Raw genomic sequence first — 13,687 nt, forward strand, 5'->3', positions numbered from 1 at the left:
ACGACATGACTCTCTTAGAAAAAAGTTTGACCTTGGCTTTATTTGTAGCGAGCGTTATTTCGTCTGCATGGTGGCCGACGATACCAGATTGGCGTTGGTTGCTGCTGGGAATAATTGCCACTGGCTCAATAATAAAATTACGACGTGGCTTATTGAGCATAGGCGTAATTTCGGGCTTTATGGTTGTCATTATCCACGGCAATGTTATGGAGCATCAAAGACAAGCCCTGTTTCAAGCAGGGGTGAATATTACCATAAATGGCAAAGTTGACAGCCCTTTTACGCAAATAAGTCACGGATATGAAGGAATTGCGCGTGTCCATCAGGTGAATTCTCAAAACTTGTTACCTTTTTTTAAACCGAAAATCCGGTTGATAACGCCTTTCCCACTCGCAGTTAACAGTGAGTTCACTACCGAAGTGACAATTAAACCCATCTTTGGGCTCTTAAACGAAGCAGGTCATGACGCCGAAAAGCAGGCAGTAGGAAAGGGCATTGTCGCAAGGGCGACCGTTTCAAAGGATTCAGCGTGGCTTATTCGTGAGCGATCATCATTAAGAACGCAAATTATCGTCGTCGTTCATAAGCACATTGTTCAGCTTGAACACTTCGCTCTTATTCGTGCTTTGGCGTTTAGTGACCGTACGCTTCTGTCTCGATATGACTGGCAACTCCTACGTGATAGTGGCTTACTGCATTTGGTCTCGATTTCGGGTTTACATATAGGAATGGCGTTTGCTTTTGGTATGAGCTTTGGGGTTGTTGTTAGGTACGCTTTGCCAAAATTTGTCTTTTTACCTTCCTTGTTTGGGCTTGCTACTGCTTTTTTGTATTCATGGTTAGCAGACTTCTCTTTGCCTACGACTCGAGCTTTTTCAGTATGTTTGATTTACTTGTTATTAAAGTCTGCTTTGATTTATTGGAGCGCTTGGCGCGTGCTGCTCCTTGCTGTAGCAATACAGTTGTGTATCGAGCCGTTTTCTGCACTCACTATGAGCTTTTGGCTGTCTTATCTCTCTGTTATCGCCGTTTTATTTGCAGTGAATTGTGTACAACATAGCCGTGGCAATTGGATTAGGAAACTGGGTACCTTATTCAAAATTCAGTTAGTACTCACTGTGTTGATCATTCCGATTAGTGGGTTGTTTTTTGCCGGGACGAGCTTCTCCTCTATTTTATATAACCTCATTTTTATCCCTTGGTTCGGTTTTGTTGTCGTTCCACTGATGTTTGTTGCACTTATCATTACCCCGTTTTCAGTGCATTTGGCGAACATGCTGTGGCAGTGGTTAGATTGGATGCTTGTACCCCTTACTTGGTCTTTGCCATTTGCTTTGGGGAGTTGGCAATCTCTTAGCTCACAGGCAACGTTGTGGGTGCTGGTATTGGGCGTTTGTGTGCTTTCGATACGATTTTTAAATCGAGAAGCTTCAGGTGTTTTGTTCTTGGTCATCACAAGTCTGGCGTTGTGGTATGAACGAAAATCCGATGGTTGGCGTATTGATGTGTTAGATGTTGGGCATGGACTTGCAGTGCTCCTAGAAAAAGACGGTGAAGTGCTTTTATATGACACGGGTAAAACATGGGCTTATGGAAGTATTGCTGAACAAGTTATTGCTCCTATCTTGTATCGCAGAGGGTTCGGTTCTATCGACATGTTTGTCGTCAGTCACGCCGACTCAGATCATGCTGGAGGACGTGCATATATCGAAAGGCACTTCGCCCCAGTTCGTAAGTTTAGTAGCCAAAACTACGCTAACTACCAACCTTGTATTGCGGGGGAGCGATGGAAATGGCAAGCGCTAGAATTTGAAGTTCTTTGGCCGCCGAAGTTGGTTAAACGTGCATATAACCCACATTCATGCGTGATTCGTGTTGTCGATACCAAAATGGATTTTAAGTTGCTATTAACGGGCGATATTGAAGCCGTTAGTGAATGGATCTTGGTGAGAAACCCCGATCAGTTAAAAAGTGATGTTGTGATTGTCCCGCATCACGGAAGTAAGAGCTCTTCTAACCCCAAGTTTGTTGAAGCGATTGCCCCAAAACTGGCGATCGCATCTCTGGCAAAAGGGAATCAGTGGGGAATGCCTGCAAATAACGTGGTTCTAGCGTACGAGAACGCCAATGCGAAATGGCTGGATACGGGGAATGGCGGTCAAATAAGCGTTCTTATTGAGCAAGAGAATTGGTATTTTGAAACGAAACGAAGTGAGACATTTGACCCTTGGTATAGGCAGATGCTGCGTAACGGAGTAGAATAAGAGTCTTAATGTAAGAAAATAAAGCACTTCTATGTCAACAAATACTGATGAAACGACTTGGCAGACGTTTAAGCGTCTTTGGCAATTTATCCGTCTTTATAAATCTGGTCTGATCGTTGCTGTTATAGCATTGGTTGTTAATGCTATCTCTGATACTTATATGATCTCTCTATTGAAGCCGTTGCTCGACGAGGGGTTTGGTAACGCAGAGTCAGATTTTTTACGAACACTCCCGCTTATTGTCTTTGCCATGATGTTTATTCGTGGCGTAAGTGGATTTGTTTCCACTTATTGTTTGAGCTGGGTATCCGGTAACGTGGTAATGCAAATTCGCCGCATGGTGTTTAACCACTTTATGCATATGCCAGTTTCTTACTTTGATAAAGAAAAAACAGGTAGCTTGCTATCACGAATTACTTACGATTCGGAACAGGTTTCTGCAGCTACTAGCTCCGCGCTAGTGAGCATTGTGCGTGAAGGAGCGAGCATTATCGGTTTGCTGGTTCTGATGTTCTATAACAGCTGGCAACTGTCTTTGGTTTTGTTTGCTGTAGCTCCTGTTGTTGCTTTTGGTATTAGTATTGTTTCTAAACGATTCAGAAAGATCTCAAGAAACATGCAGACGATGATGGGTAATGTGACTGCTTCTGCAGAGCAAATGCTGAAAGGTCACAAAGTCGTTCTGAGCTATGGTGGTCAAGATATCGAAGGTAAACGCTTTGAGAAAGTGAGCAACCAAATGCGCCAACAAAGCATGAAATTGGTGAGTGCTCAAGCGGCGGCTAACCCTATCATTCAGATGATCGCGTCTGTTGCAATTGTTGTGGTGCTTTATCTGGCAAGTATTGACTCAATTAAAGACCAGTTAACGCCGGGTACATTTACTGTCGTATTTTCTGCGATGTTTGGTTTGATGCGTCCATTAAAAGCATTGACCAGCGTAACATCGCAGTTTCAACGCGGTATGGCGGCGAGCCAAACTTTATTTGCACTTGTTGATCTTGGAACAGAGAAAAACGAAGGTAGATTCATCGTTGAGCGCGCACAAGGTGATGTTGCGGTTAAGAATGTGAGCTTTACCTATGAAGGTACAGAAAAGCCTGCACTAGAAAATGTCAGTTTTGATATTCCACGAGGCAAAACAGTTGCCTTAGTGGGACGTTCAGGCTCAGGTAAGAGTACTATCGCGAGTCTGTTTAATCGTTTCTACGATGTAAACAGTGGTTGTATTACGCTTGATGGTCACGATATTCGCGACTATGAGCTGAAAAACTTACGTGAGCAGTTTGCTCTAGTTTCGCAAAACGTGCATTTGTTTAACGATACGATTGCGAACAATATTGCTTACGCAACAGAAGATAAGTATTCACGTGAAGACATTGAACGCGCAGCCAGCCTAGCTCACGCGATGGAGTTTATCAGTAAGATGGATGGTGGACTCGACGCGATGATAGGTGAGAACGGTGCAAGCCTTTCTGGTGGGCAGCGTCAACGTGTAGCAATTGCTCGAGCTTTATTACGTGATGCGCCAGTTCTTATTCTTGATGAGGCAACATCTGCTCTAGATACCGAATCTGAACGTGCAATCCAATCTGCTCTGGATGAGCTACAGAAAGACAAAACCGTATTGGTGATTGCCCACCGCCTATCTACGATTGAGAATGCAGATGAAATTTTGGTTGTGGACGAAGGTACAATTGTTGAGCGTGGTAGCCATGCCGATTTAATCGCGAAAGATGGCGCTTATGCCCAACTTCACCGAATCCAATTTGGTGCTTAAGCGCTGTGATTGAAAAAATCTGGTTCGAAAACCATCCTCTCAAGTACTTACTGTGGCCGCTACTGTGGCCACTTAGTCTGCTATTCGGTGCAATTAGTAAGTCTAAGCGACAACAATACCAATCTGGAAAAAAACAAGCGTATAAAGCGCCTGTACCTGTTGTCGTTGTTGGTAACATTACTGCTGGTGGGAACGGCAAAACCCCAGTTGTGGTGTGGCTGGTAGAGCAATTGCAGCAACTTGGTTTTAAGCCTGGAGTGGTGTCTAGAGGCTATGGCGCGAAAGCACCGCAATATCCGTTATTGCTTGATAATAGTACGCCTGCTAAACATTGTGGTGATGAACCTAAGCTTATCTATCGCAGAACTGGCGCACCAGTGGCAGTGGATCCAGTCCGTGTTAATGCAGTGAAAGCATTGCTAGAAGTGGGCGTTGATATCATTGTTACAGATGATGGGCTTCAACATTACGCGCTTGAGAGAGATATCGAGTTTGTTATTGTTGATGGTAATCGTCGCTTTGGTAATGAAAGCCTTATACCGCTTGGCCCGCTTCGCGAAGGGGTAGAGCGTCTTTCTAACGTCGATTTTATTATCACTAACGGTGGTCAAGCTCAGCAAAACGAAATGCCAATGTCTTTAGCGCCATCGAAAGCCGTTAATTTAAAGACAAAACAGCAAGTCGAGGTGAGCGAACTGCAAGACCTCGTTGCATTTGCTGGGATCGGACATCCGCCACGATTTTTTAATACACTTAATGCGATGAACGCTGACGTTAAAGTAACGAAGGGTTTTGCCGACCATCAAGACTTTGACCAGCAAGAATTGCACGCATTGGCTCAACAAGGGGCGAATGTGATTATGACAGAAAAAGATGCCGTCAAATGTGACAGCTATGCGCAAGATAATTGGTGGTATCTGCCTGTTTCTGCTCAGTTTGAATCAAACGATGCAGAGCGAATTTTAAATCGAATAAAAGAGGTTAAAGCGACTTATGGATCACCGTCTGCTTGAGATTGTAGCTTGCCCAGTGTGCAAAGGTAAGCTGACGTACGATAAAGATAATCAAGAGTTGATCTGCAAATTGGATCGCCTTGCTTACCCAATAAAAGAGGGTATTCCTGTTCTGCTTGAGCCAGAAGCTCGAACCATGAGCATGGACGAGGGACGCTAATGTCTTTTACGGTTGTCATTCCTGCACGCTATGCGTCAAGCCGCTTACCAGGTAAGCCATTGGCAGATATTGGTGGTAAACCTATGATCCAATGGGTTTACGAGCAAGCGTTACAAGCGGGTGCAGAAGATGTGATTATTGCAACTGACGATGAGCGAGTGTCAGTGGCAGCAGAGCAGTTTGGTGGCAAGGTTTGTATGACCTCGCCAAACCACGAATCTGGCACTGAGCGACTAGCCGAAGTAGTAGAGAAAATGGCGATTCTTGCAGACCACATTGTGGTGAATGTTCAGGGTGATGAACCATTGATTCCGCCGTCTATCATTCGCCAAGTCGCTGACAACTTAGCAGGTTGCGATGCGCCCATGGCAACGCTTGCGGTGGAGATCGAATCGGAAGAGGAAGTCTTCAACCCGAATTCGGTAAAAGTGGTCGCGGATGAGCGTGGCTATGCCATGTATTTTAGCCGAGCAACGATTCCATGGGATCGTGACAACTTTGCTAAACAAGACAAAACAATCGCGAACCCATTGATGCGTCACATCGGCATCTACGCTTACCGTGCTGGTTTTATCAATACCTATGTGAATTGGCAGCCAAGTGCACTTGAACAAATCGAGTGCCTAGAGCAGCTTCGCGTACTTTGGTACGGCGAAAAGATTCATGTAGAAGTTGCAAAAGAAGCGCCAGCAGCCGGTGTGGATACGCCAGAAGATTTAGAAGCAGTACGTGCGATTGTCGCTAAGCAAGCACAATAAGCTTGGTATTGATTTCAAAATTAGAAAAGGCTCCTCATTGAGGAGCCTTTTTGTATCTACGATAGATTGGAAGCTGTATCGGTTAGATATTGGTGTCGTACTGATTGCGTTTCGGACATGTTGAGAGGATCTCTCTGTGTCCGGTGTCTTTGACTTCTTCCAAAATTACGTCGAAGCCCCACAAGCGATATACATGCTTAAGTACTTCTTCATAACTGTTATCCAAAGGAATACGGTTATGGGGGACATATTGCAGCGTTAATGAGCGGTCACCGCGGACATCTACGTTAAACACCTGAATATTTGGCTCTAAATTCGCCAAGTTATATTGCGCAGCTAGCGTTTCGCGAATGCGTCGGTAACCCATCTCATCGTGAATGGCGGCAACTTCGATGAAGTTTTTGCGATCATCGTCATTGATGGCAAACAACTTGAAATCACGCATGAGCTTCGGTGATAAGTATTGGCTAATAAAGCTTTCATCTTTGAAGTTATGCATGGCAAAGTGAACCGCGTCTAACCAGTCTGTTCCTGCTAGTTCAGGGAACCACTCTTTGTCCTCGTCTGTTGGTTCTTCACAGATACGTTTGATATCGCGGAACATCGCAAAACCAAGCGCATAAGGGTTGATGCCACTAAAGTAAGGGCTGTTATATGGTGGCTGTGCAACCACACTAGTGTGACTGTGTAGAAATTCGAGAATGAACTTCTCAGACACCAAACCCTCATCATAAAGGTGATTAAGAATGGTGTAGTGCCAGAATGTTGCCCAGCCTTCGTTCATGACCTGAGTTTGTTTTTGAGGATAGAAGTATTGGCTTACCTTACGAACGATACGCACAATCTCACGTTGCCATGGCTCAAGCAGAGGAGCATGTTTTTCAAAGAAATAGAGCAGGTTCTCTTGTGGCTCGCTAGGGAAACGAACTTTAATGTCTTCTTCTTTGGTTTTCGATTGTGGAACGGTACGCCATAACTCGTTCACTTGCGATTGCAGGTAAGCTTCACGCTCTTCCTGACGCGCTTTCTCCTCGTTAATTGAAATCTTTTCAGGACGTTTATAACGGTCAACGCCGAAGTTCATAAGTGCATGGCAAGAGTCTAGAAGCTGCTCGACTTCGTGCACACCATAACGCTCTTCACATTCCGCAATGTAGTTCTTCGCAAACAATAGATAATCGATGATAGAGCTGGCATCGGTCCAAGTTTGGAACAGGTAATTGCCTTTAAAGAACGAGTTGTGCCCATAGCATGCGTGAGCAATAACCAGTGCCTGCATAGTGATGGTGTTCTCTTCCATCAAATAAGCGATACATGGGTTTGAGTTAATGACGATCTCGTAAGCTAGACCCATTTGACCGTGCTTATAATTCTGCTCTGTTTGGATGAACTTTTTACCAAATGACCAGTGGTTGTAGTTGATGGGCATACCGATGCTTGAGTATGCGTCCATCATTTGCTCTGAGGTGATGACTTCGATTTGGTTAGGGTAGGTGTCGAGGCGATAAAGCTCCGCGACACGCTTGATTTCCTTGTGGTAACGCTCCAGCAGTTCAAATGTCCAGTCTGGACCATCTGGCAGCATATTATCTCTACGTTTCTTCGAGGCTTCCCCCGAAAGGTTTGTCGTTGCGGTATTCATCGCTAGCCTCCTTACGCATTTTCTTTTTGGAATAGTTCACGGAAGACTGGGAAGATATCCTCCACAGAGCGGATGTTTTTCATGGCGAAGTTTGGAAAGGCTTCGGAAAGCTTTTCATACTCATGCCACAGCGTTTGATGGGAACGTCTAGTGATCTCGATGTATGAATAGTACTGACAATTTGGCAGTAACTTATTGACGAGTAGGTCACGACAACGGGGTGAGTCGTCTGCCCAGTTATCGCCATCGGATGCCTGAGCCGCGTAGATGTTCCATTGACCCACAGGGTAGCGGTCTTGAACGATCTCATTCATCAGCTTGAGCGCGCTCGATACGATAGTGCCCCCCGTTTCTTGCGAATAGAAAAACTCGTGCTCGTCGACTTCTTTCGCTTGGGTGTGGTGGCGAATGAAGACCACTTCAACATTCTCATACGTGCGAGTTAAGAAAAGATACAAAAGCACATAGAAGCGTTTTGCAATGTCTTTGGTGGCTTGATCCATAGAACCGGATACATCCATTAGACAGAACATGACCGCTTGGCTCGATGGCACAGGGCGCTTCTCATAGTTCTTGAAACGTAAGTCGAAGGTATCAATGAAGGGTACGCTTTCGATTTTCTTACGTAACTCTTCGATTTCCTTCTTCAAGCGATTTTCTTCGAGCTGTTGTGCAGGCTCAATGTTCTTGATGCGAGTTAGTTCATCCTCTAGCTCGTTAAGAAGACGTTTTTTACCTGCTGTCATTGCGGTGCGTCGCGCCAGAGATTGTTGTAACGAGCGAACGACGGCAATGTTGGATGGAATACCCGCGGTTTGATAACCCGCGCGATGGGTCTTCCACTCTGTGATTTTGGCAATTTGGTTTTTCTCGAGATTTGGTAGCTCTAAATCTTCAAATAAGATGTCGAGATATTCATCTTTTGAGATTTGGAAAACGAACTCGTCTTGACCTTCGCCGTCGGGGCTAGCATTGCCTTCACCAGCTCCGCCGCCTTGACCTCCACCTTTCGGACGTTCAATTTTATCACCCGTGATAAATTGGTCGTTGCCAGGGTGCACACGGTCACGTACACCCCCTTTACCCTGATGAAACATAGGTTCGTTAATGTCTTTGTGCGGTATTGCGACGTCTTCGCCCGTTTCCGTGTTCGTGATCGAGCGTCGATTCACTGCGTCAGCTACCGACTCTTTAATCTGCTCTTTATGGCGCTTCAAGAAGCGCTGTCGATTAACAGCGCTCTTGTTCTTGCCATTGAGCCTTCGGTCTATAAATTGCGCCATGAAATAGCCCTCTTCATGTTTCACAAGCGACCTAACTCAAACTGGTTAGGATGACTTACGTACTCGTAGGTACCACTCAGAAAGTAGGCGAACCTGTTTCTCGGTGTAGCCTTTTTCCATCATGCGAGCGACAAAGTCGTCGTGTTTCTTCTGATCTTCAGAAGACGTTTTCGCATTGAATGAGATAACCGGAAGCAGCTCTTCGGTATTGGAGAACATTTTTTTCTCGATTACCGTGCGCAGTTTTTCGTAGCTGGTCCAAACTGGGTTTTGACCATTGTTATTGGCTTTCGCACGAAGCACAAAGTTTACGATTTCGTTTCGGAAATCTTTCGGGTTAGAGATGCCCGCTGTTTTCTCGATCTTCTCTAATTCAGCATTTAGAGAAGCACGGTCGAACAGTTGGCCTGTTTCTGGATCGCGATATTCTTGGTCTTGGATCCAGAAGTCTGCATAGGTGACGTAACGGTCGAAGATATTCTGACCGTACTCAGAGTAAGACTCTAGGTATGCAGTTTGAACTTCTTTACCAATGAACTCGACATAACGAGGCACTAGATAGCCTTTCAAGAATTCAAGGTACTTCTCTGCCATTTCTGAAGGGAACTGCTCACGTTCTACTTGCTGTTCAATAACATAGAACAGGTGAACAGGGTTGGCCGCCACCTCCGTTTGGTCGAAGTTGAACACGCGAGATAGGATTTTGAAGGCGAAACGAGTTGATAGACCGTTCATACCCTCGTCAACGCCTGCGTAGTCACGGTACTCTTGGTAGCTCTTCGCTTTCGGATCGGTGTCTTTCAGTGTTTCACCATCGTACACTCGCATCTTAGAGAAGATGGACGAGTTCTCAGGCTCTTTAAGTCGCGAAAGAATACTAAATTGTGCCAGAGTTTCGAGCGTACTTGGTGAGCAAGGTGCTTTAGAAAGCTCACTGTTTTCAAGCAGTTTCTGGTAGATCTTCACTTCTTCCGACACACGTAAGCAGTAAGGTACTTTCACTATGTACACACGGTCTAAGAACGCCTCATTGTTCTTATTGTTGCGGAAGGTTTGCCACTCAGATTCGTTCGAGTGAGCCAGAATCATACCGTCGAATGGAATCGCAGACAGTCCCTCGGTACCATTAAAGTTGCCTTCTTGAGTTGCGGTTAATAGAGGGTGTAGCACCTTGATTGGCGCCTTGAACATCTCTACGAATTCCATCAAACCTTGGTTCGCTTTACACAGCGCACCAGAGTAACTGTAGGCATCTGGGTCGTCTTGTGAGTAATGCTCTAACTGACGAATATCGACTTTACCAACGAGGGACGAAATGTCTTGGTTGTTTTCATCGCCTGGCTCGGTTTTAGCAATAGCCACTTGGTCGAGGATGGAAGGGCGTACTTTCAGCACTTTGAACTTGGTGATATCACCACCAAATTCATGCAGACGTTTTGCTGCCCACGGTGACATGATAGATCTTAGGTAACGATGTTCGATGCCGTATTCTTTCTTCAAGATCTCGCCATCTTCTGTCGGATTGAACAGACAGAAAGGGTGATCGTTAACTGGGCTTCGTTCGCCGTTCGCACTAAGCACATAAACGGGCATTTTTTCCATTAGGGCTTTTAGCTTTTCGGCAAGTGATGACTTACCACCACCAACAGGACCGAGTAAGTACAGAATTTGTTTACGCTCTTCCAAACCTTGTGCGGCATGTTTGAGATAAGAAACAATCTGCTCAATCGCATCTTCCATACCATAGAAGTCTTTGAAGGTTTCATAACGTGAGATGACTCGGTTCGAGAATATACGGCTCAGTCTTGGATCTTGAGCAGTATCAATGACTTCTGGCTCTCCGATAGCCATCAGTAGGCGTTCTGCAGCATTAGCGTAAGCGCTTTTGTCGTCTTTACACAGGGCTAAGAAATCCTGTAACGACATCTCTTCATCTTTTGCTGCTTCATATCTTGATTGATAGTGGTCGAAAATACTCATGTCGCTTTCCCCTTTAACTAGTCAGTCTACCGACGAACGTTGACGCAGGCTTATCCACCTTTGATATGCCCTTCGTTGTATGAAGTTATACGTCCTGTTATCACGTTTGGTTTGTACTGGAAGTAAGCTAGACAACACCAAAGACTTTGCTTTATGGACACTTTTTCATTGCAACGGAGAACGATGGATAGGTACCTTTCAATCACTCCCTTTCTCATTTTAAGCCTAGTCGGGGATTTCCAATTTTGCTTAACAATTATGAATTTATTGCAAAAGTGACATTTGAATCACTGTTTGGAGATTGAAAAATTTATGTTGTGAATAGGAGTGATAGAAATCAGATATTTGGCTTTGAATCACTGATATTAGTGATTCGTATACAAGTCTAGAGAATGAAAGATAAAACTGTGCTGATAGAATGAGCTTGACTTGTGACAGGGGAAAAGAAAAAAGGAGAGCCTTTGCCCTCCTTTTCAAATACTTGCTGAATTATGCACTAAAGATTTGTGCTAGCTCGTTTGCACATAGGTGGTATTGACGAGGACAGTTGCGCCAGGTTTTTAGCATGCGGCGGTATTTGTCTAACATTGGCATTTGGCTATTGAAGTGGTGATCAGCTTTATCAAATTGAGGGTAAAGACCTTCTGAATCCACTAGGAAGCGCACATAGTGTACTTGTTGTGCTTCTGTCGCAATATCAAAGCCAAGGAACTGAAGGCGACGCTGGTCGACTTTACCGCGCTCTTCGTCATCCAGCATTTTGTTTGATTCTTGCATTGCGTGGTACATCTCCATGATGTCGATGATTTCACGACACTCGGTTTCTGTAATGCAGCCAAAATCTTTGTTCAACTCGCGCATTTGTAGCTCGTAACCACGCTCTACAATAGTCTGTAGACGCTTGTATTTTGCCGCGTTGTTAGGATCAAGTTGAGACATTAGGTTGTACTGGTTTGATAGGATCAAACGTTGAGCGTTTGACATTTCCATGGTGACCTCACTAAATAATCTAATACATTTTTAATGTGCTTAGGTTAACGTTTCGGATGAAGGTGAAACATGATCTCAACACATATTTAATATGAAAAATGGCAAGAATTATCGAATTTAACCAGTTTACAAATGCAGTATGAATGGGGCGTTACAACTTATTTGTGATAATGGTTGTATATGTAGTCACGGTCTGAAAAAACTCTCAGCCACTCAGGCTTAAAAACGGTCAGTACCGCTAAAGCCATTCCATTAAGAAGACCTTCAGGGAAAGCGACTAACGGAACAAACACAAAGTAATTGTGCTGGATGGTTTGCCAATCATAGTGACCCACAGATAGGTGGTAAAAAGAATTGATCAGCAAGTGGAGGCTGCCGGTAAGTGCACCATTGAAGAATCCTGCCACAAAAATGAAAACGAAGATGTTACGTGGTAAGTACTGGTAGCTCAGAAGAAAGATGCTGTAACTGATAAGTATTGGAATCAGTGCAGAGAGCACCAGCGCGCTTGGCAACATCAACAACGATATGTCATGAATCAAGTGGTTGACGACCATCGCAGGGATGCAAAATAGAAAAGCCATGCGCCAACCATACATCATAGTTAGCGTGGTTAAAGCAAGGAAATGAATTTGTAACCCTTCTTTTACCCCTGCTTGGGCAGACCACAAAACGCTAATCAAGAAAAGTGTCGCGAAGACTAAATGTTGGAATGGCTTTTCTTGTTCCATTTTAGGCCAAACGACTCTTCGCCAATCGGGGAGACAATAAACGACGACGACCCAGAAAATAATGATGATCGAAACAAAATTAAACCAATCCATGTGTTCTCCCAACGCTTTTCCTATGAGCTTTACTTACGGTTTCGTATTCCTAATACGTCTAATATGAGTTGGATAGGGCACAAGACCTGCTGGTCTGTTAGACACATATACCTACGTATAGGTAAAAAAATACCAGCAAGTTGCTGGTATTTTTAATCTATTCAATAACCTAATGCTACTTAGTATTTCACATTTGAGTGGTATTGGGAAAGAATTGACTGGATTTCGTCCATAGTTTCTTTAGATGGAGGATTTACACCATCAAGAGGATATTCAACACCAAGCGCCTCCCATTTGTGTGCGCCAAGTTTGTGGTATGGCAGAAGCTCTACTTTTTCAATGTTATCCATATCTTTAATGAATTCACCAAGCATATGAGCGGCTTCTGGTTCGTCCGTGTAGCCAGGAACAACCACATAACGAATCCAAGTCTTTTGACCAATTTTATTTAGATAACGAGCAAAGTCTAAAACACGACGGTTAGACACACCAATGAAGTCTTGGTGAATCTCATCTTTCATGTGTTTTAGGTCAAGCATGACTAGGTCAGTCGCATCCAACACTTCATCGATCACGTCGGTGTGTTTACGGATGTAGCCGTTAGTATCCAAACAAGTGTGAATGCCTTCTGCTTGAGCAGCGCGGAAGAAGTCACGAACGAACTCAGGCTGAAGCATCGCTTCACCACCGGAACAAGTAATGCCACCACCTGATGCGTTCATGAAGTGACGGTAAGTTTTTGCTTCAGCAATAATCTCTTCAACCGTAACTTCCTTGCCATCATGCGTGTCCCATGTATCGCGGTTATGGCAATACTTACAACGCATTAAGCAACCCTGCAAGAAGACGATAAAACGGATACCAGGTCCGTCTACGGTACCACATGACTCAAACGAGTGAATACGACCAGTTGTTGACATCTTTTGCTCTCATTTTTAATAAATTCTGACCGTTATTTTATTACAAATTGCAGGGTTAAAACAGTCTAAGTGG

The 13,687-nt window shown here is 44.4% G+C and carries 11 protein-coding genes; 5 read left to right on the forward strand and 6 right to left on the reverse strand.

The genetic code is table 11. The annotated features are described in order from the left end of the window. Positions 1–5 precede the first annotated feature (5 nt). Genes AACR11_RS12390 through kdsB form a run of 5 tightly spaced genes read left to right on the forward strand, consistent with a single transcriptional unit; the run spans position 6 to position 5,975 of the window. On the forward strand, positions 6–2,264 hold the full coding sequence (locus AACR11_RS12390) for a DNA internalization-related competence protein ComEC/Rec2 (protein WP_079324757.1): 2,259 nt from the start codon (positions 6–8) through the stop codon (positions 2,262–2,264). A 31-nt stretch (positions 2,265–2,295) separates the two neighbouring features. Next, on the forward strand, positions 2,296–4,044 hold the full coding sequence (gene msbA, locus AACR11_RS12395; protein ID WP_029790264.1) for a lipid A ABC transporter ATP-binding protein/permease MsbA: 1,749 nt from the start codon (positions 2,296–2,298) through the stop codon (positions 4,042–4,044). Between the two features lie 5 nt (positions 4,045–4,049). After that, a complete protein-coding gene (lpxK, locus tag AACR11_RS12400) occupies positions 4,050–5,057 on the forward strand; it encodes a tetraacyldisaccharide 4'-kinase (RefSeq protein ID WP_029790263.1) in 1,008 nt (335 codons plus the stop codon). Continuing rightward, positions 5,038–5,217, forward strand: a complete 180-nt coding sequence (locus tag AACR11_RS12405) for a Trm112 family protein (protein ID WP_005378451.1) — start codon at positions 5,038–5,040, stop codon at positions 5,215–5,217. The genes lpxK and AACR11_RS12405 overlap by 20 nt, the downstream gene beginning before the upstream one ends. After that, the gene (kdsB, locus tag AACR11_RS12410) at positions 5,217–5,975 is read left to right on the forward strand and encodes a 3-deoxy-manno-octulosonate cytidylyltransferase (protein ID WP_029790262.1); all 759 of its coding nucleotides are present in this window, start codon (positions 5,217–5,219) and stop codon (positions 5,973–5,975) included. The genes AACR11_RS12405 and kdsB overlap by 1 nt, the downstream gene beginning before the upstream one ends. Before the next feature lie 82 nt (positions 5,976–6,057). On the opposite strand, the gene AACR11_RS12415 is transcribed toward kdsB, so the two are convergent. The 6 genes from AACR11_RS12415 to pflA form a co-directional block, all read right to left on the reverse strand. Beyond that, positions 6,058–7,617 carry a SpoVR family protein gene (locus AACR11_RS12415; RefSeq protein ID WP_005446699.1) on the reverse strand — a complete coding sequence of 520 codons (1,560 nt, stop codon included), beginning with the start codon at positions 7,615–7,617 and terminating at the stop codon, positions 6,058–6,060. Between the two features lie 11 nt (positions 7,618–7,628). After that, entirely contained in the window at positions 7,629–8,900 is a 1,272-nt protein-coding gene (locus AACR11_RS12420; RefSeq protein ID WP_005446701.1) for a YeaH/YhbH family protein, read from the reverse strand. Between the two features lie 45 nt (positions 8,901–8,945). Further along, positions 8,946–10,880 (reverse strand): PrkA family serine protein kinase, encoded by a 1,935-nt coding sequence (locus tag AACR11_RS12425; RefSeq protein ID WP_005431706.1) that lies wholly within the window; start codon positions 10,878–10,880, stop codon positions 8,946–8,948. A gap of 489 nt (positions 10,881–11,369) precedes the next feature. Beyond that, entirely contained in the window at positions 11,370–11,870 is a 501-nt protein-coding gene (locus AACR11_RS12430) for a YfbU family protein (RefSeq protein ID WP_005431701.1), read from the reverse strand. Between the two features lie 158 nt (positions 11,871–12,028). Beyond that, positions 12,029–12,694 carry an energy-coupling factor ABC transporter permease gene (locus tag AACR11_RS12435; RefSeq protein ID WP_029790261.1) on the reverse strand — a complete coding sequence of 222 codons (666 nt, stop codon included), beginning with the start codon at positions 12,692–12,694 and terminating at the stop codon, positions 12,029–12,031. 179 nt (positions 12,695–12,873) lie between these two features. After that, entirely contained in the window at positions 12,874–13,614 is a 741-nt protein-coding gene (gene pflA, locus AACR11_RS12440; RefSeq protein ID WP_029790260.1) for a pyruvate formate lyase 1-activating protein, read from the reverse strand. Positions 13,615–13,687 lie beyond the last annotated feature (73 nt).

Origin of the sequence: Vibrio sp. L85, assembly GCF_963871815.1 — a bacterium.
Taxonomy (GTDB): domain Bacteria; phylum Pseudomonadota; class Gammaproteobacteria; order Enterobacterales; family Vibrionaceae; genus Vibrio; species Vibrio harveyi.